Origin of the sequence: Brachybacterium sp. UNK5269 (genome assembly GCF_049266655.1) — a bacterium.
Lineage (GTDB): Bacteria > Actinomycetota > Actinomycetes > Actinomycetales > Dermabacteraceae > Brachybacterium.
This window is the reverse complement of record NZ_CP184883.1, coordinates 3,493,584-3,514,625: the sequence shown is the minus strand read 5'-3', so window position 1 is coordinate 3,514,625 and position 21,042 is coordinate 3,493,584. Positions and strand designations below refer to the sequence as shown.

Annotated in this window: 19 protein-coding genes; 10 read left to right on the top strand and 9 right to left on the bottom strand. The window is 72.7% G+C overall.

The genetic code is table 11. The features are described from left to right. Positions 1-5: 5 nt before the first annotated feature. From ACOJUI_RS16240 to ACOJUI_RS16220, 5 genes are all read right to left on the bottom strand, one after another. Entirely contained in the window at positions 6-554 is a 549-nt protein-coding gene (locus ACOJUI_RS16240; protein ID WP_422115966.1) for a DUF488 family protein, read from the bottom strand. After that, complete coding sequence (locus ACOJUI_RS16235; RefSeq protein ID WP_422115965.1) at positions 539-1,165, bottom strand: cysteine hydrolase family protein; 627 nt, start codon at positions 1,163-1,165, stop codon at positions 539-541. The genes ACOJUI_RS16240 and ACOJUI_RS16235 overlap by 16 nt, the downstream gene beginning before the upstream one ends. Before the next feature lie 25 nt (positions 1,166-1,190). Then, positions 1,191-2,714 carry a purine-cytosine permease family protein gene (locus tag ACOJUI_RS16230; RefSeq protein ID WP_422115964.1) on the bottom strand — a complete coding sequence of 508 codons (1,524 nt, stop codon included), beginning with the start codon at positions 2,712-2,714 and terminating at the stop codon, positions 1,191-1,193. A 117-nt stretch (positions 2,715-2,831) separates the two neighbouring features. Next, entirely contained in the window at positions 2,832-3,686 is an 855-nt protein-coding gene (locus ACOJUI_RS16225; RefSeq protein ID WP_422115963.1) for a hypothetical protein, read from the bottom strand. Between the two features lie 82 nt (positions 3,687-3,768). Further along, entirely contained in the window at positions 3,769-4,860 is a 1,092-nt protein-coding gene (locus ACOJUI_RS16220; RefSeq protein WP_422115962.1) for a hypothetical protein, read from the bottom strand. Between the two features lie 134 nt (positions 4,861-4,994). Here ACOJUI_RS16220 and ACOJUI_RS16215 point away from each other — a divergent pair, with 134 nt between their 5' ends. Next, positions 4,995-5,519 carry a hypothetical protein gene (locus ACOJUI_RS16215; protein WP_422115961.1) on the top strand — a complete coding sequence of 175 codons (525 nt, stop codon included), beginning with the start codon at positions 4,995-4,997 and terminating at the stop codon, positions 5,517-5,519. A 77-nt stretch (positions 5,520-5,596) separates the two neighbouring features. Continuing rightward, positions 5,597-6,025: a DoxX family membrane protein gene (locus tag ACOJUI_RS16210; RefSeq protein ID WP_422115960.1), complete on the top strand. Its 429-nt coding sequence runs from the start codon at positions 5,597-5,599 to the stop codon at positions 6,023-6,025. A gap of 11 nt (positions 6,026-6,036) precedes the next feature. Here the strand turns inward: ACOJUI_RS16210 and ACOJUI_RS16205 are convergent, their stop codons facing one another. From ACOJUI_RS16205 to ACOJUI_RS16195, 3 genes are read right to left on the bottom strand one after another with little or no spacing between them, the layout of a single operon-like run. Continuing rightward, complete coding sequence (locus tag ACOJUI_RS16205) at positions 6,037-7,317, bottom strand: RNA polymerase sigma factor (RefSeq protein ID WP_422115959.1); 1,281 nt, start codon at positions 7,315-7,317, stop codon at positions 6,037-6,039. 2 nt (positions 7,318-7,319) lie between these two features. Further along, the gene (locus tag ACOJUI_RS16200; RefSeq protein WP_422115958.1) at positions 7,320-7,670 is read right to left on the bottom strand and encodes a YciI family protein; all 351 of its coding nucleotides are present in this window, start codon (positions 7,668-7,670) and stop codon (positions 7,320-7,322) included. A 49-nt stretch (positions 7,671-7,719) separates the two neighbouring features. Then, the gene (locus tag ACOJUI_RS16195; RefSeq protein ID WP_422115957.1) at positions 7,720-9,072 is read right to left on the bottom strand and encodes an MFS transporter; all 1,353 of its coding nucleotides are present in this window, start codon (positions 9,070-9,072) and stop codon (positions 7,720-7,722) included. Positions 9,073-9,341: 269 nt separating this feature from the next. On the opposite strand from ACOJUI_RS16195, the gene ACOJUI_RS16190 reads away from it, so the two are divergent. The 4 genes from ACOJUI_RS16190 (at position 9,342) to ACOJUI_RS16175 (ending at position 13,393) form a co-directional block, all read left to right on the top strand. Next, a complete protein-coding gene (locus ACOJUI_RS16190) occupies positions 9,342-10,358 on the top strand; it encodes a siderophore ABC transporter substrate-binding protein (protein ID WP_422115956.1) in 1,017 nt (338 codons plus the stop codon). A 143-nt stretch (positions 10,359-10,501) separates the two neighbouring features. Next, a complete protein-coding gene (locus ACOJUI_RS16185) occupies positions 10,502-11,503 on the top strand; it encodes an ABC transporter permease (RefSeq protein ID WP_422115955.1) in 1,002 nt (333 codons plus the stop codon). After that, positions 11,496-12,641, top strand: a complete 1,146-nt coding sequence (locus ACOJUI_RS16180) for an iron chelate uptake ABC transporter family permease subunit (RefSeq protein ID WP_422115954.1) — start codon at positions 11,496-11,498, stop codon at positions 12,639-12,641. The genes ACOJUI_RS16185 and ACOJUI_RS16180 overlap by 8 nt, the downstream gene beginning before the upstream one ends. Continuing rightward, positions 12,638-13,393, top strand: coding sequence for an ABC transporter ATP-binding protein (locus ACOJUI_RS16175; protein WP_422115953.1), 756 nt, complete (start codon positions 12,638-12,640; stop codon positions 13,391-13,393). Before ACOJUI_RS16180 ends, ACOJUI_RS16175 begins: the two co-directional genes overlap by 4 nt. A gap of 197 nt (positions 13,394-13,590) precedes the next feature. Here ACOJUI_RS16175 and ACOJUI_RS16170 read toward each other — a convergent pair whose 3' ends face one another. After that, entirely contained in the window at positions 13,591-14,427 is an 837-nt protein-coding gene (locus ACOJUI_RS16170) for an aldo/keto reductase (RefSeq protein WP_422115952.1), read from the bottom strand. A 76-nt stretch (positions 14,428-14,503) separates the two neighbouring features. Between ACOJUI_RS16170 and ACOJUI_RS16165 the strand changes: the two genes are divergently transcribed. From ACOJUI_RS16165 to ACOJUI_RS16150, 4 genes are all read left to right on the top strand, one after another. Continuing rightward, on the top strand, positions 14,504-16,150 hold the full coding sequence (locus ACOJUI_RS16165) for an LssY C-terminal domain-containing protein (RefSeq protein ID WP_422115951.1): 1,647 nt from the start codon (positions 14,504-14,506) through the stop codon (positions 16,148-16,150). A 119-nt stretch (positions 16,151-16,269) separates the two neighbouring features. After that, on the top strand, positions 16,270-17,724 hold the full coding sequence (locus ACOJUI_RS16160) for an APC family permease (RefSeq protein WP_422115950.1): 1,455 nt from the start codon (positions 16,270-16,272) through the stop codon (positions 17,722-17,724). A 46-nt stretch (positions 17,725-17,770) separates the two neighbouring features. Further along, positions 17,771-18,184 (top strand): universal stress protein, encoded by a 414-nt coding sequence (locus ACOJUI_RS16155; RefSeq protein ID WP_422115949.1) that lies wholly within the window; start codon positions 17,771-17,773, stop codon positions 18,182-18,184. Between the two features lie 188 nt (positions 18,185-18,372). Beyond that, positions 18,373-20,985 (top strand): alkaline phosphatase PhoX, encoded by a 2,613-nt coding sequence (locus ACOJUI_RS16150; RefSeq protein WP_422115948.1) that lies wholly within the window; start codon positions 18,373-18,375, stop codon positions 20,983-20,985. Positions 20,986-21,042: the final 57 nt, after the last annotated feature.

Below are 21,042 nucleotides of genomic sequence, written 5' to 3'. Positions count from 1 at the left end.
GCTGCTCAGCCCTCGTCGGCGAGGTCCCAGACCACGTGGCCGTCCTCGCCCCGGCGGGCGCCCGCGCTCGGCTCATGGGGCTTCAGCTGCCCCGACGGCATGAGGTCCATGACCGCGGTGTCGTGCTCCATGAGCACCACGTCGGCGATCAGCCGGCGGTGGCAGCGCCACCACACCGCCTCCGAGCACATCACGGCGGTGCGGCGGGCGGAGACGTCCGCGAGCAGGCCCCCGATCCCGGCCCTGAAGTCCTCGCTGCGGGTCCAGCCGGCGTAGGCGCGGAACTGCGCAACCCGCCACCAGGTGTCGGGGGAGGCGGCGTCCTCGTCCTTGGTCAGCCGGCGCCGCCCGCCCAGCCGCTCGTCCCAGCGGTAGGCGATCGCGACCTCGGAGCAGATCTCCTCGACGGCGCCGCGGGCGGCCGCGTCGTTGGTGCGGGAGCCGGGGAAGCGGCGCACGTCCACGAGCTGCTCGATCCCGGCGCCGCGCAGCAGCGCGCCGAGCTCCTCGCGCGAGAGGGTGCCGTGACCGACGGTGATCAGGGGAGGGGCCATGTCCCCAGCATCCCACCCCGGCCGGCGAGGACCTCGTCGGTGCGCCGCAGGTCCACCTGGGGCGGGAACAGGCTCATGGTGTGCAGGGCCGCGGCCCCGTGCTCCGCCGCGGAGTGGGCGACCGCGTCGGTGACCACGGTCAGGCGCACCCCGGCGTCGGCCGCGGGAAGCACCGTGGAGATCACGCAGCAGTCGGTGGTCACGCCGGTGACGAGGAGGTGCGTGCGGGGCCGGGCGGGCCAGCCCACCCGGGCGGCGAGCTGCGGCCCCCATTTGCCGAAGGTCGGCTCGTCGAGGCTCGGATGCGCGGAGAGGTCGCGGGCGGCCTCGACCAGTCCGTAGCGGGCGTCCTCGGCGGGGACGTCGGCGACGGGCCACCGCCGGAAGTACTCGCCCCAGGCGGTGCGGCGGTCGGCCGTCGGCAGCCAGCGGGTCACCACGGTGCGCTCGGGGCCGATGTGCTCCGCGAGGCGGGCGATGTTCTCCATCGCCGCCGGGAAGAACGGGGAGCCCCACTCGGAGCCGGGGTCGGCGAAGATCCGCTGCGGGTCCACCACCAGCAGCCAGGGCGCGGGCTCGGCGGTCGGGGCGTCCGGGGCGTCGATGTCCATGGCGGCACTGTACGGGCGCGGCGGCTCAGGCGCCCCGGACCGCCGCGTCCCGCTCCTGGGCGCGGATCCTCCCGCGCCGCGCCAGGAGCGTGACCAGGACGCCGAGCAGCAGCGCGACCAGCACCCCGATGTTCGAGTACGCCCAGTTGCCGTCCCAGTAGGCGCCGGCCGGGTCGTCCATGAAGGTGCCCAGGCCCAGCGGCTCGAGCAGGTAGCCCTGCCAGTTGTTCCAGGGCGCGTCCTCGGCGAAGGAGTTCACCACCAGGCCCCAGCCGATGATCGAGGCGACCACCAGGGTGAGGACCGAGACCCGGTCCACGGCGCCGTAGCGGCCCGCGGGATCGAACAGGGCCTGCTCGTCGTAGTCCGCGCGGCGGCTGAGGATGTCGGCGATGAGGATGCCCGCCCAGGCGGCGATCGGCACCCCGAGGGTGATCAGGAAGCTCTGGAAGGGGCCGATGAAGCTGGTCGCGAAGAACGCCACCCAGATGGTGGCGATGGTGAGGATGACGCCGTCGATCGCCGCGGCCGCCGGGCGGGGGATGCGGATCCCCAGGCTGATCAGGGTCAGGCCCGAGGAGTAGATGCCCAGCACGGCGCCGGAGACCAGGGTCAGCACCGCCACGATCCAGAAGGGGATCAGCGCCCACAGCGGCAGGATGGAGATCAGCGCGCCGATCGGATCGTCCCTGATCGCCACGTTCAGCGCCGGGTCGGATCCGGCCAGCAGCAGGCCGAAGATCACCAGCACCACCGGGGCCGCCGAGCCGCCCACGGTGTTCCACGCCACGATCGACCCGTCCGACGCGGTGCGCTTCTGGTAGCGCGACCAGTCGGCGGCGATGTTGATCCAGCCCAGCCCGAAACCGGTCATCACCATCACCAGCGCCCCGATCATCTGCTGCGGGGTGCCGTGGGGCATCGCCGTCACCGCGGCGAGGTCGATGTGGGGGATGGTCAGGATCATGAACAGGATCGTCATGGCGCCGGTGGCCCAGGTGAGGATCGACTGCAGTTTCATGATGGTGTGGTAGCCGAGCACGCTCGCGGTGACGATCAGCGCCGCGATCAGCAGCGCCGCGATCACGGTGACCACCTGCCCGGAGGCGAGGCCCAGCACGTCGAAGACGGTGGCGGTGGCGAGCACCGCGGAGATCGCGAGGCTGGTCTCCCAGCCGATCGAGGTGAGCCAGGAGACGATCCCGGGCAGCTTCTGCCCGTGCACCCCGAAGGCGGCGCGGGAGAGCACCATCGTCGGCGCGCTGCCGCGCTTGCCGGCGATCGCCACCAGCCCGCACAGCACGAAGCTGATGATGATGCCGATGACCGCGACGATGCTCGCCTGGACGAAGCTGATGCCGAACCCGAGCAGGTAGGAGCCGTAGCTCATGCCGAACACGGAGACGTTGGCCGCGAACCAGGGCCACACCAGGTCGCGGGGCTTCGCCGTGCGCTCCGACTCGGCGATGATCTCGATGCCCGTGGTCTCGATGACGCCGGCGCCGCCGAGGGGGGCGGGCGCCGTGCTGGGCTCGGTGGAGGAGGACATGGGACTCCCGGGAAGGACGGCCGGTGGGGACCGGGCGGTGAGGGGGCAGGGCTGAGGGGCAGTGTCCCACGGGCGCGGCCGACCGGCGCCGAGGGGTCGCCCTGCGGTCCCCGAGTCTCAGGACTGCGGGGACCCGGCCTCCGCGGTGCGCGGGATCAGCACGTCGATCAGCGCGAGCAGGGTCCCGGCGGAGACTGCGGAGAGCTGCACCTCGTCCTCGGGGGACCGGCCCTCGCCGATCGGGCCGTTGTCGAGCACCTGCACCGCGCTGGAGGTGGCGGCGATCGTGGCCTGCCGACCGGCTCCGTCGACGACCGCGGTGAGCACAGACACCGAGCGGGTGTCGTCCACGTCGAAGGCCGTGGTCGCCTCCTGGAGCGTCACGGACACCGGCTCGCCGTCGACGTCGGCGACCTCGAAGGGGTCGACGAAGCGGCGGATCCGGCCCGCCACGGCGCCCAGCGCCGGCACCGCGAAGTGGTGGAAGCCGTCCACGGTGACGTACTCCTCCAGGACCCCGGACTCGGGGAAGAAGTAGTGGGCCAGGGTGGTGGAGCCGCCGTTGAGGGTGCGCTGGGTGGTCACCATGGCCTCGGGGATGCGGCGCAGCGTGAGCACCCCGGCGAGGCGACGGTCGAGCTGGGCGGGACGCCTCGCGGGATCGCCCGCGCCGGTGACCACCTCGCCCTCGTCCTCGCGGCCCTCGACCTCCGTGCGCACCAGCAGGCGGGCCGCCAGGGAGCGCAGCGCGGCCGCGACCGAGGACTCGACGTCGACGACGCCCTGGTCCAGGTAGGGGCTCCCCAGCAGCGTGAGGGCGGAGCGACCGTCGAGCGCCTGGATCTCCTCGTCGGTGAGGATCAGCAGGCGGTCGGGCTCCGGATCGGCGGTGGCGAGCACCTCCAGGGCACCGAGCATGTCCCGCTCGGTGATGGTCGGCTCGGCGGGGGCGGCCGTGGTGGACTCGCTCATGGTGTCGACTCCTCGTCGATGGGTGGTGGATCGGTGGGGCGGTCCGAGGACGGCCGACGTCCTCGAGCCTCTCATGGGCTCCTCAGAAGCCGAAGGCGCCGGTCAGGCCGTCCCAGCCGTCGCTGATCGCGCCGCCGACGGCGTCGAGACCGTCCCCGACGGCGTCCAGGCCGTCGCCGATGGCGCCGGTGGTGGTCTCCCAGGCCTGCGAGGCGGTCGACGAGATCGAGTCCCAGTTGTCGTAGACCATCTTGCCGAGGTCGGCGATCGCCGCGCCGCCGGAGATGATCGCGCCCGCGGCAGCCAGAGGGCCGCCGACGACGGCGCCGACACCGGTGGTGGACAGCAGGCCACCGGCCAGCATCAGCCCGCCGCCCAGGGCGTTCGCGCCGCCGGTGACGGCGGAGAAGGTGTCGCCGCTCTGGATACCGTCGATCAGCTGCTTCCCGCCGAAGACCACGTCGAGAGCGGGCAGGGCCCGGCCGACCCAGGGCGCCGCAGAGGCGAGGAAGGGCATGGCGTCGCCGGCCCTGCCGGCGAGGTTGTCGACCCAGCCGAAGAAGCTCGCCGTGCCGAACCCGGTGGGCACACCCAGCTTGCCGAGCAGCTTGCTCACCAGACCGCTGTACTCCTTGCCGACACCGAAGGCCTTGTCGACGATGTCCCTGCCGTAGTGCCAGGTCCCGGCCGTCAACTGGAAGATGTCCTCCGCGCCGCCGATGAACCTCTCCCAGGTGCGGACGAGCCCGACCAGGTCCCAGGCCTTCTTGCCCTTGCTGAACAGGCCCTGCAGCGTGTTGTAGACGTCGGCCCCGCCGGTGAGCCGCTCCCACAGCGAGGGCCCGCCCTCGCCGCCCTCGCCCGGGCCGCCTCCGCCCGGACCGCCCTCGCCGCCGGCGGCGCCCACGGAGGAGGCGGCGTCCTGCTCCTCCGCGTGGGAGTCGAGATCGGCGGACGTCCGCTCGACCAGCCGGGCGATCTCGTCGAACAGCGGAGAGGTCTGCGTGGACCAGCGGGAGCGGAACGCCTCGGCGTCCGGCCCGCGCCAGGCCGACTCGTCCATCACCGCGGGCTGCAGCCGCTCCCGCAGCTCGCCGAGGGAGCGGGCGCGGTCGCGCAGGAGCTCCCGATGGTCCCTGACCTGCTCGGTGTCCGCCCCGTAGAACCCGCTCATCCGGCCCTCGCCCCCGTGTGTCGGCCGCGATCCTCCGCGGCGTCTCCCCTGATCGACCCTTGCGTCGCCCCAGCGTAGGGGCCCACTGGGGCGACGACCATGGGGAGGACTCCCCATGGACGTAGGGTCGAGCCATGACGTCGCAACGACGAGAGAAGCTCCGGGCGGCCGCCGAGCTGCAGCGCGAGATCCACCGGCGGCACGGCGAGGACGCCCCGGCGGTGATGGCGCAGGCCTTCGCCGCGAGTGCCGCCACGCGGGCGCAGCGGACCTACCGAGAAGCGATGGCCCGCAACCGCGGCCAGCGCTTCTCGGTGAACGACCTGATCCTGCCCGAGAAGGTGCTCCACCCCGAGGAGACGGTGCTCGACGTGGCGGTGGGCGGCCTCTCCTCGGACACGTTCCCGCTGCTGCTGGTCACCGATCGCCGGATCATCCTCACCAAGGATCAGCCGTGGCGGCGGTGGCGGATCCTGCGCGAGGCCCCGGCGGCCGAGGTCCTGGGGGCGGAGGTCGAGCCTCGGATGCTCGGTGGGCGGCTGCGGGTGCGGGTGCGCGAGGGCGGCGACATCGTGCTGAAGCTCGGCGCGCTGCAGCGTCCGGAGGAGGTCGCCGCGCTGATCCGCCGCCTGGTCGCCGAGGGCGGCGCGCCGCAGTGAGGCCAGCGGCGCTGTCCATCGCGGGGAGCATCCCGTACAGTGTAGTTGAAAGTTGTCCCTTCGAAGGAGGAGCTCCCATGAAGCTGTCCAACGCCATCCTGCGCGCCGTCCCCGGCGCCTTCATCCTCAACTCCGGCATCGGCAAGCTCGGCATGGACCCGCAGACCGCCTCGGCGATGCAGGGCATGGCCGCGCAGGGCGTCCCGCCGCTGGGCAAGCTCACCCCCGAGCAGTTCGCGAAGTTCCTCAGCTACGGCGAGATCGCCGTCGGTGCCAGCCTGCTGCTGCCCTTCGTGCCCACCCGCCTGGCGGGCCTCGCGCTGGCCGGCTTCTCGGGCTCCCTGGTGGCCATGTACCTGCGCACCCCGGGCATGACCGAGTCCGACGGGGTGCGCCCCACCCAGGAGGGCACCGCGGTCGCCAAGGACTCCTGGATGCTCGCGATCGCCGCGGCGCTGGTGCTGCAGGGCAGCTCGAAGGGCGCGAAGAAGTCCCTCGAGAGCTGAGCGCGGGCTGATCACCCGCGACGGGCGCGTTCCAGGCGACGCTCGATGAAGCGCCGCTCGGCGCGGTTGTCGACCAGCTCGAGCGCCCGCCGCCACGCCGCCACCGCGGCCGCGGGCCGGCCCACCTCCTCGTGGAACTGCGCCAGGGCCACGTGGAAGGGGTGGTGCTGGGCGAGCTCGGGCTCCCCGGCGAGCTCCTCGAGCAGGACCAGCCCGTCCTGCGGCGTCCGCGCCCGCCCCACCGCGATGGCCCGGTTCATCCGCACCACCGGGTCCTCCCCCTGCTGCAGCAGCAGCGAGTAGAGCGCGACGATCTGCGCCCAGTCGGTCGCGGCGAAATCCCGCGCCTCGACGTGCAGGGCGGCGATCGCGGCCTGGATCGTGAACCGTCCGGCGTCGGCCCGGCCTGCGGCCTGCTCCACCAGCACCAGGCCCTCCTCGATCAGGTCCCGGTCCCACCGGGAGCGGTCCTGGTCCTCGAGAGGGATCGGCACCCCGTCGGCGTCCTGCCGGGCGGGGGAGCGGGCGTCGGTCAGCAGCAGCAGCGCCAGCAGCCCCTGCGGCTCGGCGGCGGCGGGGAGGAGCCGGTGGGTGATCCGCGCCAGCCGGATCGCCTCGGCGGTCAGCTCCCGCCGGATCGGGGCGTCGCCGCCGGTGGCCGCGTACCCCTCGGTGAACACCAGGGAGATCGCGGTGAGCACCAGCGGCAGGCGGCGCTCGCGCTCGGCCGGGTCGGCCGGGACGGTCAGCGGGATCCGCCTCTCCGCGATGCGCCGCTTGGCGCGGGTGATCCGGGCCTGCAGGGTCGTCACCGGCACCAGCAGCGCCTGCGCGACCTCGGCGGTGCTGAGGGAGCCGACGAAGCGCAGCATCAGCGCGATCCGGTCGGCCGGGGCGATCGCGGGGTGGCAGCAGCCCATCAGCATCGCCAGCCGCTCATCGGGCAGATCGCCCGCGGCCAGGGCGCCCTCGTCGGCCGGCGGGGCCGGGTCCGCTCCCTCCTGCACGTGCAGCTCGGCCAGCCGCCGGGCGTAGGCGGCGTCGCGCCGCACCCGGTCCAGGGCGACCCGCTTGGCGACGGTGGTCAGCCAGGCCAGCGGCTGTTCGGGGACCCCCTGCGCGGGCCAGCTGCGCAGGGCGGCCTCCATCGCCTCCTGCGCCGCGTCCTCGGCGAGGTCGAGATCGCCGAAGCGGCGCACGAGGGTGGCCAGCAGGCGGCTGTGCTCCTCCCGGTGCACCCGGGTCAGCACGTCGTCGGCCGGCGCCGGCTCGTGCGCCGCGTCGTCGCTCACGCTCAGTACTCGACCAGGGGACGCACCTCGACGCGGCCGCCGATCGCGCCGGGGCATCTCGCGGCCCAGGCGAGGGCGTCCTCGAGGCCCGGCACGTCCAGGACGATGGTGCCGCCCACGAACTCGCGGCTCTCCGCGTAGGGGCCGGTGGTGATCACCGGGTCCGCGGTGCGGGAGGCCCGGGTGACGCTCGTGGCGTCCTCGGGATCGGCCAGGGCGAAGCCCCCGGCCAGCACGCCGGCCTGCTCGAGCTCGGCGTCGAAGGCGAGGAACTCCTGCTCGCCCGGGCCCTCCTCGCCCTCGCCGCAGCGGTCGTCGGCCAGGTTCCCCATCAGTAGCAGGACGTACTTCATGGTGACTCCTTCGGTGGTGCGCTCACCGAGCCGAGCGGCCCGGACACCACTATGACGAACGAGCCCCGCCCGGATCGACATCCGGGCGGGAATCCCCGGCGGAGCGCGCGGCCCGCGACCGGCGCAGCAGCGCCTGCAGGCCGACGAGCACGATCACCGCGCCCGCCGCCACGCTCACGGCGAAGGCCCCGGCCGGCCCGGAGGCTGCCGCCAGGGCGCCGCCCGCGGTGGCCCCGGCGGCCTGGCCCACGGTCACCGAGGACTGCATGGACGTCATCGCGACCCCGGTGCCGCCGGGCGGGGCGAGGCGGTCGGTGAGGGCGAAGGCGGTGACCATCGTCGGCCCGATGAACGCTCCCACCGCGAGCAGCAGCAGCGCCGTGGACGGCAGCGCGGTGGCCGTCGCCGTGAGCGCCATCAGGGCCGTCATCCCGATCCCGCCCACCAGCACCCGGGCCGCGAGGGGCACGGACTCCGGCAGCAGCACCACCAGCAGCGCGGTCACCGCCGAGGTGAGCCCCATCACGGCGTACACCAGGCCGGCCGCGCCCTCGGCGCCCGCCAGGGCGGCGCGCTCGGTGGTGCCCGCCTGCACGGAGCCGAAGAAGGCGCCGATGCAGACCATCACGAGGAGCGCGGGCAGCACCGCCGTCAGCACCCTCGAGATCGCCGGGGCGGGTGGGGCGGCTGCGTGCCGGTCGGCCGGCACCGGATGCGCGGAGAACGGCCCCTCCGCGGGCACCGCGCCGATGGCGGGGATCTCGCCGGTCAGGGTGCGGGCCCTCCGGCCGTCCTGCGCGGAGCCGCCGCCGGACAAGGCGAAGGGGATGCCGGCGCCGGCCACCAGCGCCGCCGCCAGGGCCAGCGGCGCGGCCGGCAGCACGGTCCCGGCGGCGATGCCCACCAGCGCCGGGCCCAGCACGAAGCTCAGCTCGTCCACCGTCGACTCGTAGGACAGGGCGGTGGACAGGTCGCGGGCGTCCTCGGTGAGCTCGACCCAGTGCACGCGGGCGAAGGATCCGACGGGGATCGCGGTCGCGCCCGCCGCGAGGCAGACCAACCACATGCCCGGTCCGTCCCAGCCGGCCAGGGCGGCGACCAGCAGCAGGGCCAGGGCGAGCGCATTGAGCGGGGCGAGCAGGCCCAGCACGCGGCGCCGTCCGCCGCGATCGGCGGCCCGGCCGATCAGGGGCCCGGCCACGGCGCTGGCCACCGAGACCAGCCCGGTGGCGAGCCCGCCGGTGGCGACCGAGCCGGTCGAGGCGGTGAAGGCGGTCAGCGCCCCCAGCGGGATCATCGCGTACGGGGCGCGGGCGGCGAGGGCGAGCGCCATCCAGGAGCCCGAGGCGATGCGCGGCAGGGTGCGGTAGCGGGCGAGGGCGCCCAGGGGGGAGGAGACCACGGCGGGGTCCTTCGAGGAGTGCGTCCCGGCAGGGGACCGGCGCCGGGGGCGGGTCGCAGACGGGTGCCGGCGGCGGGGCCGCGACCTTTCCACTGTAGAGGCGCGCCGGCGCAGGCGCCGCCGTGTCGCCTGCCTCACATCCGGGGGCGCGGAGGGGTGGGTATGTCCAATATCGCAAGGTGCCAGTGGCGAAATACGCGGAGGTAAGGATAGCCTCAGCTCTGTTCCGCCCTGCGGACGCGCCCGGCCCTCCGAGAGAAGGACTTCCCATGACCGCTTTCACCCGTCGCCACCTCGGCGCCCTCTCCGCCGCCGGTGCCCTCGGCCTGGTCCTGACCGCCTGTGGGGGCAGCTCGCAGGACGCCGCCGCCGGTGGCGCCTCGGACGGCGGCGGTGACACCGCGCAGGCCGGCACCGTGGAGGTCGAGGACAACAACGGGCCGCAGAGCGTCGAGGTCCCGCCGAAGTCGGTCGTCGCGACCGACAACCGCACCTTCGAGACCCTCGAGGCCTGGGGCGTGACCCTCACCGCGGCGGCGCGGACCCTGATGCCGGCGACGAACTCCTACAAGGACGACGAGTCGATCATCGACCTGGGCAACCATCGCGAGCCCGACCTCGAGGCCGTCGTCGCCGCCGAGCCCACCCTGATCATCAACGGGCAGCGCTTCGCGGACTACCACGACGACTTCGTGAAGTTCGCGCCCGAGGCGGTCATCCTCGAGCTGGACCCCCGCGAGGACCAGCCCTTCGCCGACGAGCTCAAGCGCCAGGTCTCCGTGCTGGGGCAGATCTTCGCCAAGGAGACCGAGGCCGAGCAGCTCGGCGCCGACCTCGACGCCGCCATCGAGCGCGTCAGCGCCGCCTACAACGGCTCGGACACCGTGATGGCCGTGAACACCTCCGGCGGCGAGATCGGGTACATCGCCCCCGGCAAGGGCCGCACCCTGGGCTGGACCTTCGAGGCGCTCGGCTTCGTCCCCGCCCTCGAGGTCGAGGGCTCGAGCGACGACCACCAGGGCGACGACATCTCCGTCGAGGCCATCGCGGACTCGAACCCCGCCTGGATCCTGGTGATGGACCGCGACGCGGCCGTCTCCGCCGACGACCCCGAGTACACGCCCGCGGGCGAGCTGCTGGAGTCCTCGGAGGCGCTCTCCGGCGTCACCGCGGTCACCGAGGGCAACATCGTCTACATGCCCGCGGACACCTACACCAACGAGTCGATCCAGACCTACACCGAGTTCTTCAACTCGCTGGCCGACGCGCTCGAGGCCAAGGCCTGAGCCACGAAACCCCGCGCTGAGCTCCGCACGGCGGGACGGGCCCCTCGGGCCCGCCCCGCCGTGCGGCGCGTCGGCGGCCCCCTCGGCCACCGCGGCGCCGGACCCGCTGCGGCCCGCCCCCTGCCCTCCGCCCAGGAGATCTGATGTCCTCACCCCCTCTCGCCACCGCGGCCCCGCCGCTGCCGCGCCGCGGCCGCGAGCGCCTGCTCGACGGCAAGCTCGTGATCGGCATCGTGCTGGTCGCGCTGCTGCTGCTGGCCTCCCTGTTCACCGGGGTCTACGACGTCCTCGGCGCCGAGGACGGCGCCGAGATGTTCGCGATCACCCGCATCCCGCGCACCATCGCCCTGGTTCTGGCCGGGGCCGCGATGGCGATGTCCGGGCTGATCATGCAGCTGATGACGCAGAACCGCTTCGTGGAGCCCTCGACCACCGGCACCACCGAGTGGGCGGGGCTGGGGCTGCTGCTGGTGATGGTGCTGGTGCCCGGGGCCGGCCTGCTGACGAAGATGACGGTGGCGATCATCTTCTCCTTCGTCGGCACCATGGTGTTCTTCCTGTTCCTGCGCCGCGTCACCCTGCGCAGCTCCCTCATCGTGCCGATCATCGGCATCATGCTGGGCGCGGTGGTCGGCTCCGTCTCCACCTTCATCGCGCTCCGGTTCGACGCCCTGCAGAACCTTGGGATCTGGTTCGCCGGCTCCTTCACCTCGGTGCTGCGCGGCCAGTACGAGGTGCTGTGGATCGTGCTGGCCGTGGGGGTGGCCGTGTTCCTGGTGGCGGACCGGCTGACCGTGGCCGGGCTCGGCGAGGACATCGCCACCAACGTGGGCGTCGACTACCAGCGGGTGCTGCTGCTGGGCACCGGGCTGGTCGCGATCGCCACCGGCGTGGTCACCGTGGTGGTGGGGAACCTGCCCTTCCTGGGCCTGATCGTGCCGAACGTGGTCTCCATGGTCCGCGGCGACGACCTGCGCTCGAACCTGCCGTGGGTGTGCCTGCTGGGCATCGCGGTGGTCACCGTCTGCGACCTCATCGGCCGCACCATCATCATGCCCTTCGAGGTGCCGGTCTCCCTGATCCTCGGGGTCGTCGGCGCCGTCGTCTTCATCGCCCTCCTGCTGAGGCAGCGCCGTCATGGCTGAGCCCACCACCACCGAGCAGCCCCCGCTGCGGCGCCGGCTCGGCGCCGCCCCGGCCTCGCCCGGCGTCACCGAGGTCTCCACCTCCCCGGCGGACCTGGTACCGGACCTCGAGGTCCTCGGCGCCCCCCGCCGCCCCCGCAGCAGCTCCGGCCCCTTCCCCGACGCGCGCGCGCGCCGGCGCTACTGGATCGTCCTCGGCGCCCTGACGGTGCTCGCCGTCGGCTTCGCGGCCGGACTGCTCGCCGTGGACAACCCCATGCCCGTCGGCAGCCGCGGCTTCTGGCTGATCGCCGAGATGCGGGTGACGTCCGTGGTGGTGATGCTGGTGGTGGCGTTCTGCCAGGCCATCGCCACCATCACCTTCCAGACCGTCACCAACAACCGCATCATCACCCCCTCGATCATGGGCTTCGAGTCGCTGTACACGGTGATCCAGACCGCCGGGGTGTACGTCCTCGGCGTGGCCGGGGTGGTCGCCCTGCAGGGCACCGGGCAGTTCCTGGCCCAGGTCGCCGCGATGGTGGGGCTGTCGGTGCTGCTGTACGGCTGGCTGCTGCGCGGGAAGTACGCGAACATCCAGGTGATGCTGCTGATCGGCATCATCATCGGGGGCGGGCTGGGGTCGGTCTCGACCTTCATGCAGCGCCTGCTGAGCCCCAGCGAGTTCGACGTGCTCACCGCCCGCCTGTTCGGCTCGGTGACCAATGCGAGCGTCGAGTACCTGCCCTTCGCCGTCCCCATGATCCTGGTCGCGGGCGGGCTGATCTGGCTCAGCGCCCGCAAGCTCAACGTCATCTCGCTGGGCCGGGACGTGTGCATCAACGTGGGCGTGGACCATGGCCGCCAGACCATCTACATGCTGGTGCTGGTCTCGGTGCTGATGGCCGTCTCCACCGCCCTGATCGGCCCCATGACCTTCTTCGGGTTCCTGGTCGCCACCCTCACCTACCAGATCGCGGGCACCCACGACCATCGCCGCCTGCTGCCCGTCGGGGTGCTGGTGGGCTTCGTCGTGCTCGCCGGCGCCTACTTCGTCATGAACAACCTGTTCTACGCGCAGGGCGTCGTGTCCGTCATCATCGAACTCGTCGGCGGGACCGTGTTCCTCGTCGTCATCATGCGGAAGGGTCGCCTGTGATCACCATCGACGCGGTGCGCAAGAAGTACTCGGAGACCGTCGAGATCGGCCCGGTCACCGTGCAGATCCCCTCCGGCGGGGTCACCGCCCTGGTGGGACCCAACGGCGCCGGCAAGTCGACCCTGCTGACCATGGTCGGGCGCCTGCTGGGGATCGACGAGGGCGCGATCCAGGTGGCCGGCTACGACATCACCTCGACCGCCTCCAAGGATCTCGCCAAGATCCTCTCGGTGCTGCGCCAGGAGAACCACTTCATCACCCGCCTGACGGTGCGGCAGCTGGTGGGCTTCGGCCGCTTCCCGTACTCCAAGGGGCGCCTGACCGCGCTCGACGAGCACAAGATCTCCGAGGCGATCGACTTCCTGCACCTCGACGAGCTCGAGGACCGCTACCTCGACCAGCTCTCCGGCGGTCAGCGCCAGCGCGCCTACGTCGCCATGGTGCTGGCCCAGGACACCGAGTACGTGCTGCTGGACGAGCCGCTGAACAACCTCGACATGAAGCACAGCGTGCAGATGATGGTGCGTCTGCGCGACGCCGCCCGGGAGCTGGGCCGCACCATCGTGGTGGTGCTGCACGACATCAACTTCGCCGCCCACTACGCCGACCACATCATCGCGATGAAGGACGGGGGCGTGGTCGAGTCGGGCCCCGTCGGCGACATCATGGACGGCGCGGTCCTGACCCGGGTCTTCGACACCCCGGTGCAGGTCATCGACGGGCCGACGGGACCGCTCGCGGTCTACTACTGACGCCGCGGGCGGGGGCGCACGCCGCGGGGGCCGGGGCGCACGGAGCGCGGGCCGTCCGGGGCGTGCGGCGCCCGGGCCCGGGCCCGGCGCCCTCCGGGCGAGGAGTGCTTGATTCCGTGCCAGGATCCCGCAGATCTGGAACGGAATGGCGCCATCGCGGGGCCGGGGGGGGGGGTTGGCCGGGCCGCGGGCGGGGCTCAGCCCCAGGGCCGGCCGGGGTCGCGGCCGCCGCGGCCGTCGGGACGGTCCAGCGCGTCGATCGCCGCGAGCTCGCCGCGGGTGAGGGAGAGCTCGAGCGAGGCCAGGTTCTCCACGATCCGCGCGGGCGTGACCGACTTCGGGATCGCGACGATCTCGTGGGCGCGGTGCCAGGCCAGCACCACCTGCGCGGCGCTCGCGCCGTGGGCCTCGGCGATGCCCGTGATCACCGGGTTCTCCAGCAGGTCCGACTTGCCCTGGCCGAGCGGGCCCCAGGCCTGGGTGACGATGCCGTGCTGGGCGTGGGCGGCGCGCAGCTCGCGCTGCTGGAAGTAGGGATGCAGCTCGATCTGGTGGATCGCGGGGACCACGGCGGTTGCGGCGATGATCTCCTCGAGCTCGGCGAGCGGGAAGTTGGAGACGCCGATGGAGCGGGTCAGCCCGCGCTCGCGCAACGCGATCAGCGCCCGCCAGGCCTCGACGTACCGGCCCTGCTCGGGCACGGCCCAGTGGATCAGGTAGAGGTCCAGCTGCTCGAGGCCGAGCCGGTCGAGGGAGGCCTCGCAGGCGGCGATCGCGGCGTCGAAGGCGTGCTCGTCATTCCACAGCTTGGTGGTCACGAACACCTCCTCGCGGGGCACCGAGGAGGCGCGCAGGGCGCGCCCGACGCCCTCCTCGTTGCCGTAGAGCCGGGCCGTGTCGACCTGGCGGTACCCGGCCGCGAGCGCCTGGCCGACCACGTCGGCCGCCCGGTCGTCGTCGACCTTGAACACGCCGTAGCCGAGCAGGGGGATCCGGTGGCCGTCGTGGAAGGTCACCGTGGGGCTGAGGGGCATGGTCGTCTCCTGTGAGCTGGTGGTCCCGGCCACCCTACGATGGAGCCATGAGCTCGAGGAGCCCGGGGGGAATCCGATGACGCCGCTGCGCACGCCCCAGCTGGCGCCGCTCGAGCGTCCGCTGCCCACGCAGCCGCCCGCCTACGACCACGCCCAGGGCCACACCCCCGCCGCGCGGCGGGTGGACCTCTACGGACTGCTGGACAACCTGTTCATCGCCGCCGGCGTGGTGGTCTCGATCTGGCTGGCCCTGCTGTACCTGGTGCAGGGCTTCTCGCTGACCCCGACGCGGCTGGTGTACCTGCTGCTGTTCTGGATCCTGTTCACCTACATCACGCTGCCGCGACTGCACCAGCTGATGACCTGGATCTACCTGCCGGACTACTTCTTCGGCCGCACCCGCACCACCGAGGGCGTGCTCTCGGACCCCATCAACATCGCCCTCGACGGCCCCGAGCGCGACATCCACGTGGCGATGCGCCGGGCCGGCTGGGTGCTCGCGGAGGAGCGCACCCTCGCCTCCTCCTGGCAGATGGTGCGCTCGACCCTGATGGGCCGCTCCTACCCGGCCGCCCCGGTCTCCCACCTGTACCTGATGGGCCGGCGCCACGACTTCACCTACCAGCAGGAGGTCGGCGGCAGCACCCATCAGCGCCACCACGTGCGGTTCTGGAGGATGCCCCCGGACTTCGTGCTGCCCGGCGGGTACCGCGCGGACTGGCTGGCGGCGGGCACCTACGACCGCGCCGTCGGCTTCTCCTTCTTCACCCTCCAGGTCACCCACCGCATCGACGAGAACATCGACGTCGAGCGGGACTTCCTGGTGGACTCCGTGCGCTACGCGGATCCGCAGGTCGAGGTCGAGGTGATCAAGGAGTTCTCCACCGCGTACCACCACCGCAACGGCCAGGGGGACCGCTTCCGCACCGACGGCGACCTGCCGGTGATCGACGTGACCGGCGCCGCGGCGCGCTCCGACGGCGCCAGCGCGATGATGCTGCTGCGCCACCGGCCGACGGGGTCCTCGGTGATGAAGTCCCGCGCCCGCGCGGCCACCCAGACCGCGCTGGCGGCCGCCCGGCGCCGCGGCGGCAGCCGCCCCGACCTGGGGGGCGAGCTCTCGGCGCAGTGGCACGAGACGGTCGACGACTTCCACCAGGTGATCGCCCGTGCGGCCGACCACCACCTGCCGCCGCCGACCGTCGTGTTCACCGGGCTCCTGGCGCTGGTGGAGGCGCTGCTGGTGGTCGTGGCCTGGATCGCCCTATCGGGCGGGGCGGACCTGACCGGCTGGGTGCCGGAGGCGGCCCTGGTGGTCCCGGGCCGCGACGCGCTCGTGCCGGCCACCGGGTTCGCCGCGGCGCTGCTGCTGCTGCAGATCGGGGTGCTGCGCCGCAGCCGCTGGGCCCGGATCGCGCTGATGGCGCTGTTCACGGGCGACGCCTTCCTGCGGCTGGCGGTCGCCACCGCGGCCAGCGGCGACGTCGCCCATGCGCTGCTGGTGGGCGCCGGCGCCTCCGCCCTCGGCGTGATGGCGATCAGCTCCGACGCCTCCCGGCAATGGGTGCAGACCCTGCGCCTGGACCCCCGCGGCGAGGCGACCGGCGAGGACCCCGAGGCCGCTCCGCCGCCCGCGCCGCCGACCGGCCGGGGTGCGCAGGATCTCGAGGGGGTCGGCGAGGCGGCGTCGGCGCCGGGCGGACGGCCCGTCACGGCGCTGTGACCACGCTCACCGGGGAGTAGAGTACCGGCACGATCGCGCGGCTCCCCCGCGGACGGGCCCGGTGACCGGGCCCGTCGTGCCCCGCCGACCGGCCCCGCACCCGTCCCCGGGAGGACCTGATGAGCCAGACCCCTCCGACCGCTCCGGCCGCCGCCGGCGGCCCCTCGAGCACCGACCAGCCGGAGCTGAAGAAGGCGATCACGCCCAAGCTGCTGCTGCTGTTCATCGTCGGCGACATCCTCGGCACCGGCGTCTACGCCCTGACCGGCCGGGTGGCCGGCGAGGTCGGCGGCGCGGGCTGGCTGCCGATCATCATCGCCTTCGCGGTGGCCATGGTCTCGGCGCTGTCCTACGTCGAGATGGTCACCAAGTACCCGCAGGCCGCCGGAGCGGCCCTCTACGTCCACAAGGCGTTCGGGATCCACTTCGTGACCTTCATGGTCACCTTCGCGGTGCTGTCCTCGGGCATCACCTCGGCCTCGACCAGCGCGATCTTCCTCGCCGAGAACGTGCTGAAGGCCTTCGGACTGGAGGAGGGCCTGGGGGAGGCCGCCGGGGGCACCGCCACCGTGATCGCACTGGCGTTCCTGCTGCTGGTGGCCGGGATCAACATGTACGGGGTCGCGGAGTCGGTCAAGGCCAACGTGGTCCTGACCCTCATCGAGCTCACCGGTCTGATCCTGGTGATCCTGGTGGGCTTCTTCGCGATGGCGCAGGGCAAGGCCGACTTCTCGCGGGTGATCCTGTTCGAGACGCCGGGGGACAAGAGCCTGTTCATGGCCGTCATCGGGGCGACGGCGCTGGCCTTCTTCTCGATGGTCGGCTTCGAGGACTCGGTGAACATGGCCGAGGAGACCGTGGACCCGGTCAAGAACTTCCCGCGGGCGCTGATCGGCGGGCTGTCGATCACCGGCGTGGTCTACGTGGTGATCTCGGTGGTGGCGGTGGCGGTGGTCCCGATCGGGCAGCTCACCGAGGCCACCACGCCCCTGCTGACGGTGGTCGAGGTGGGCGCCCCGGGCATCCCGATCGACACCATCTTCGCGTTCATCTCGATCTTCGCGGTCGCCAACACGGTGCTGATCAACATGATGATGGCCTCCCGGCTGCTCTACGGCATGGCCAAGCAGGGGGTCCTGCCGGGCTTCCTGCGCGGGGTGCTGCACGGTCGCCGCACCCCGTGGGCCGGCATCGCCTTCTCCACCCTGCTGGCCTTCGCGCTGGTGATCACGGTGCGCTTCGTGCTCGCCGAGGAGACCATCGGCGCCCTCGGCGGCACCACCGCCCTGCTGCTGCTGGCGGTGTTCGGCCTGGTGAACATCTCGGTGCTGGTGCTGCGCAAGGACACCGTCGACGTGCGCCATTTCCGCACCCCGACGGTGCTGCCGGTGATCGGCGCGATCACCTCCTTCGCGCTGGTCTCCCCGCTCGCGCAGCCCACCCAGAACTACGTGATCGCCGGGGGCCTGCTCGCGATCGGTCTGCTGCTGTACCTGGTCACGTGGTTCTACAACGCCGCCGTCCGGGCGCGGCGCACCCGCTTCCGCCATCCCGACGACCTGGGCCGGCCGTGACCGCCGCCCGCGCCGTCGTCGCCGTCCGCTTCCCGAGGGAGAACCCATGACCACGATCCTGCTGGCCTACGTCCCCAGCGCCACCAGCGAGGCCGCCCTCGAGTTCGCCGTCGAGGAGGCCCGACGGCGCAGCGCCTCCCTGCTCGTGCTCGCCTCCGAGCGCGCCCCCGACCCGCGCAAGGCGCGCGGCGTGAGCGACCACCGTCCGCTGCAGGAGCGGCTGGCGGAGACCGGTCTCGAGGTCGAGCTGCGCACCGTGCCCAAGCGCGACGACCCGGCCGACGACATCCTCGACGCCGTCGAGCACGACGACGTGGACCTGGTGGTGCTCGGCATCCGCAAGCGCACCCCGATCGGGAAGATCCTGCTGGGGTCGACCTCGCAGCGGGTCGCGATCGAGTGCCCGGTGCCGGTGGTCCTGGTCAAGCCCTCCACCTTCGTGCCGCCCACCCGCTTCTGAGGGCCCGCTTCCCAGGGCCCGCCTCCGAGGGCCCGCTCCGGGAGCGCCGGGGCCGGGGGCTTTCCCGCCCGGCACCGAAGTGTTCACCGGCAGGTCGCCTCCGCGAGGGTCGCGGCACATCTTTCCGGCGCATCGTCAGGTCGTCCCGTCCCCATGACGGGAGACCGATCGCCAGCAAAGGATGCGCCATGGCCCTCATCGACCTGCCCCTGCTCATGAAGGACCACGTCCGGGGCAAACGCTCCCCGGTGACGTGCGCGCTGAAGTGCGGCAACCAGTGCGCCCTCGGCCCCTGCAACCACAGCGACAACCCCACCTTCCGGGACATCGTCTCGTCGGCCATCTCGCGCCGCACCCTGCTCGGCGGCACCACCGCCGCGATCGCCATCGGGGTGGCGGGCACCCAGGGCGCCCTCGCCGCCCCCGCCGGTCCGGCCCCGGCCGCCCCGGCCCCCGCGCTCGCCCCGGGCGGCACCCCGCTCGACTTCACCGCGATCGAGTCCGTCGCCGCCGACGTCGACGAGTTCACCGTCCCCGAGGGCTTCGCGTGGCATCCGGTGATCCGCTGGGGCGACCCGCTCTTCTCCGATGCCCCGGAGTTCGACTGGGAGCGCCAGAGCGTCGCCGCCCAGCAGCGCCAGTTCGGCTACAACAACGACTTCGTCGAGATCCAGGAGATCCCCGGCAGCGACGGCCTGCGCGCGGTGATGTTCGTGAACCACGAGTACACCAACGAGAACATCATGTTCCCGCCCGGCACCTCCGCCGAGGACATGATCGAGATCGGCATGGCGGCCCACGGGCTGAGCGTCGTCGAGCTCGAGCGGGAGAGCCGCGAGGCCCCCTACCGCTACGTGGTCGACGCAGAGCTGAACCGCCGGTTCACGGTCGAGGACGACTTCGAGATGGACGGGCCGGCCGCCGGCTCCGAGCTGCTGGCCACCGTCGAGGACCCCGCGGGACGCTTCGTCAAGGGCACCCTGAACAACTGCGCCGGCGGCCTGACCCCCTGGGGCACGATCCTGTCCGGCGAGGAGAACTTCCACCAGTACTTCGTCACCCCGGGCAGCGAGCGGGACCAGCGCTACGGCATGGGCAGCCGCCCCACCCAGCGCGGCTGGGAGACGCGCCACCCCCGCTTCGACACCCGCACCGAGGGCTACGAGAACGAGGCGAACCGCTTCGGCTGGATCGTCGAGGTGGACCCGTGGGACCCCACCTCCACCCCGAAGAAGCACTCCGCGCTGGGGCGCTTCAAGCACGAGGGCGCGAACGTGCGCCTGACCGAGGACGGCCGCGTGGTCGCCTACTCCGGTGACGACGAGGTCTTCGACTACCTCTACAAGTTCGTCTCCCGCGAGACCTACGTCGAGGGCGACCGCGCCCACAACATGACGCTGCTGAGCGAGGGCGACCTCTACGTCGCCGCCTTCACCGCCACCTCCGCGCAGGAGATCGACGGCTCCGGCGACCTGCCCTCCGACGGCGCCTTCGACGGCGGCGGCACCTGGCTCCCGCTGGTCGAGGACGGCGAGTCGAAGGTGGAGGGGATGAGCGTCGAGGAGGTGCTGGTCTTCACCCGCCTCGCGGCCGACGCGGTCGGCGCCACCAAGATGGACCGCCCGGAGGACGTCGAGCCCTCGCCGACCACCGGACTGGTCTACGTCGCGCTGACCAAGAACTCCGACCGCGGCGGCGCGGGCGAGGCCCCGGCCGACGAGATGAACCCGCGTTCGAAGAACCGCGACGGCCACGTCATCGAGATGGACGAGCTGGGCGATCCCACCGGCACCAGCTTCGGCTGGAGGATCCTGCTGCTGTGCGGCGACCCGGAGCAGATCGACACCACCTACTTCGCGGGCTTCCCCGCCGACCAGGTCTCCCCGATCTCCTGCCCGGACAACCTGGCCTTCGACTCGGTGGGCAACCTGTGGATCTCCACCGACGGCCAGCCCGGCAGCATCGGCAGGAACGACGGCCTGTTCCGGGTCACCCTCGAGGGGGAGGCCCGCGGCCGCGTCGAGCAGTTCCTCGCCGTCCCCCGTGACGCCGAGACCTGCGGTCCCGTGATCCACGACCAGGACCGCACCGCCTTCGTGGCCGTGCAGCATCCCGGTGAGAACGGCGACTACGGCGCCCACACCTCGTTCTTCCCGGACTTCGACGGCACCGGCCCGAAGCCCGCCGTCGTCCAGGTGCTGCCGGTCGCGACGGAGCCGGAGCATCCCTTCACGGACATGGGTCCCGGCCACGAGCACTACGAGTCGGTGCTGTGGGCGCACGGCCACGGGATCGTCCGCGGCTGGAAGGAGCCCGACGGCACCTCCACCTTCCGTCCGCTGCAGCCCGTCCAGCGTGACGCGATGGCCGCATTCCTGTACCGCCTGGCGGGATCGCCCGAGGTGGACCTGCCCCGCAGCGAGCCCTTCCGGGACGTGCGGAAGGGCCAGGAGCACTACACGGAGATCATCTGGGCCTACCAGATGGGCATCACCACCGGCTGGGCCGACCGCACCTTCCGGCCCACCGCGCCCATCACTCGCGACGCGATGGCGGCGTTCGTGTACCGCTACGCCGGCTCGCCCGAGGCGCCGCAGCCCACGCAGCGCCCCTTCGGCGACGTTCCGCTGAGCAGCGCCTACGCGAAGGAGATCGCCTGGCTGCAGCGCGAGGGCATCACGAAGGGGTGGTGGGACGGCACCTACCGGCCGCTGTCCCCGATGCACCGCGACGCCACCGCGGCCTTCCTCGAGCGTCTGCACGCCGAGCAGGGCATCACCTTCCGCAGCCTCGGCGGCTGAGCGCGCCGCCGACCCGCTCCCGCCGTGATCATCGGCACATCGGGAGCGGGTCGGCGC